Here is a 2915-nt window from a genome sequence, read left to right on the forward strand (position 1 = left end):
ACAGGTAATCCGCCATTAGTCTCATAGTGAACGGTGTAGACGTCCCGCTCGAAGTTCGCCGTCACGTTGATCGGCCCCGTGACGTTCAAATCAGTACGCGTCGCATTCGCATTGTTATCGCTCCACTTCACGAACCGATAGCCCGTGTCCGCAACCGCCGTAACCGAAGTGCCGTTGCTGCCATGAGTAACTGTCTGCGGCGACACGCCCGTGATTGTCCCATTCGCTCCCGCCGTGTAGGTCAACGTGTAGGTTTTAGGATTCCACTTGGCATACAACGTGATATTTTGCGTGATTTGCATGCCTGGGAAAATAAACGGCGTAGTTAGCGCCTGATCTCTGTACCAGCCACCGAAGGTATAACCCGTTTTTAGCGGCTGGTACGGCACAGAGGCGAAAGCGTTTTTGACTACGGTTTGGTCAGGCGGTACAGGTAATCCGCCATTAGTCTCATAGTGAACGGTGTAGACGTCCCGCTCGATGATCGCCGTCACATCGATCGGCCCCGTGACGTTCAAATCGGTACGAGTTGCGGTCGTAATCTCATCGCTCCACTTCACGAACCGATAATCCGTGTCCACAGTCACCGTCACGGCTGTACCATTTTCTCCATGGTATACGCTCTGCGTCATCGAACGCTGCCCGCCGATGTTTCCATACGCGTCTACCGTGTAGGATAATGTATACTGGTTCTTCTCCCATTTGGCGAAGAGCTTCAGATCGCCTGTAGCCGCGAAAGTCGAATCAACCGGATAATCGGTCCCCAGACCGGTGGCCAGCGTATTCCATCCTTTGAACGTATACCCGGTCTTCGTTAAGCTTCCCGTATTGCCCGAAACCGTGACGTTCTCGTTCAGAGAATAGACCTTGGAGGCCGGTACGCTTCCCGAGCCGCCGTTGGCATCATAGCTAATCGTAAAGCCCTGTTTGACGGCTCGGATTCTACCATTGCTGGAATCGGCAATATACAGGGTTCCGTCCGGATGGATCGCTATTCCTTGAGGATTTCCGATTTTGGCCCACAAAGCTGGAACGTTATCCCCGGAAAACACGCTGGACCCTGTCCCGACAAACGTGCTGATGTTTCCTGTAACTGCATCCACTTTACGGATTTTATTATTAGAACTATCCGAAATATACAGATTGCCCGCAGGATCCAATGCGACCCCGGCAGGCATATATAAAAGGGCTGCCGACGCTCCGAATAGCAGTGATAGCGACTGGAAATTGGCTCCCCTAGTCGTTCCATAAGATGAATAGCCGTTTCTCCATAAATTTTCGCCTTCAAAAACTTCCGTTGTTTATTCTTCAGCACACACATCTGCGTATTATATTTCGCTAATATCCGTTGCTCTTCCGTCGTGATCTGATCCAGACAACGATTCCAATGATAAGTGACTTGCTCGACATCCTTCGGTAGAGTACTCGCTCCACGGTTCATATAGATCGATCCGAGCTTATAATGCCACTGTTCATAACTTCCCACTAGCTGCTTATACAGCACACTTTGCAGTTGTGTATGCATGAATAAATAGTCTCTACCCTGTTCATCGCCAATAACTTCCTCATCGTCTCGATAGATAATTCCTTCTCTCTCAGCCGACTCCAGCAACACAAGCACTTCAGAGTGCGTTATCCCGCATGCCTTACTAACGATAATGGAATGGAATCGCATCCCGCATAATGAGGCAACAGTCAGCAGATGCTGTGTTTGCTCATCCAGTCGATGAAGTCCTTCTTCGTATAAATCCATCGTCTGACTGATCCGTTCATCCTGCATCTCATTCAACACTTGATCCCATGTCCAGCGCTGCTGAAGCTCGTCAAATACGAGCTTCTTCTGGGCTATCCATTGCTGAAGCAGCTTTTGGATAGCGCTAGGATTACCTGTAGTCAGATCATATACCCATCTGGCAAGCACTCGTACCCTAGTCGAATCCTCATGAACAGTCGCGATCATCCATTGTCGCACATCATCATAAACGAATGGCTCTAGCTTAATCTACTTCGTACACCATGTTGATGCTTCGGCATCGCTTGAATCATCTGTGGAGGTACGATTGCTCAACTCGATCTCCATACCCTGTGTTTCAATCAGCAATATCCCAGATTTGAATTGCTGCTGAAGCAAGCTGTTAATGACATCCAGTGTGCCGGGATCCGCCCGATCCAGATCATCTATCCACAGCACTAACGGTTTACAGTAGTTCATGAAACTTCGGAGAACAATTAACAGAGCTTCCTTGGTCTGCGATTCATTCAGCGGAGATGGGGTCGTCCCATTCGAGGCCAAGCCTAATAAAACTGCTGTCTCTGGCAATAACGAATGGATATGAGCCACATTCCGTCCAAGCTCTCGCTCTAGATAACTTGTTACGGTTGCTATCGTCTCAGCATTCTCACACCAGAGCTGCTCAAATCCTTGCCCAATCACTTGTAGAATAGGTGCGTAGAGAGGAGTCTGCTCACCATCTCTGCATACTACTGTCATCACTTGCACGCCGCGACTAATCAAGGTCCTAACAAAATGTGTCATGAGGAAGCTTTTCCCTGCGCCTTCCTCTCCACTTACATTCACCCATACGGTAGATCCTTGTGCTGCTTGTGCGTAAGCGGTTTCTATTTCATGCAGCACATTTTCACGACCAATGGGATTCGACGGTTGTTGGAACTGGCTACGTTGATCGATCTGCCCGATTTCAATAGGCAGCAGCATACCGTGCTTCTCCAGATTACTGGTGCAAAGCTTCAAGTCAGCCAATAAGCCATAAGCGGTTTGATAACGAGTAGCTGGCGACTTCGCTAATAGCTTCATGACAATCGCTTGAAGTGGATCCTCTAAATCAGATCGGTACATCGATATAGGCTGAGGGAGCTCTACAACATGCGCGTATGCCCAATCACCTTCTGCACTT

General features: G+C 49.1%; 2 protein-coding genes. Both read right to left on the bottom strand.

The window, feature by feature from the left end:
* Positions 1 to 1052 (bottom strand): InlB B-repeat-containing protein (locus tag M1K58_RS29335; protein WP_256762489.1); only part of this gene is annotated, 1052 nt, incomplete at its 3' end.
* Between the two features lie 950 nt (positions 1053 to 2002).
* On the bottom strand, positions 2003 to 2915 hold a 913-nt coding region (locus tag M1K58_RS29345), incomplete at its 5' end, for an AAA family ATPase (protein WP_256762493.1).

This window comes from Cohnella sp. WQ 127256 (genome assembly GCF_024519285.1).
Lineage (GTDB): Bacteria > Bacillota > Bacilli > Paenibacillales > Paenibacillaceae > Cohnella.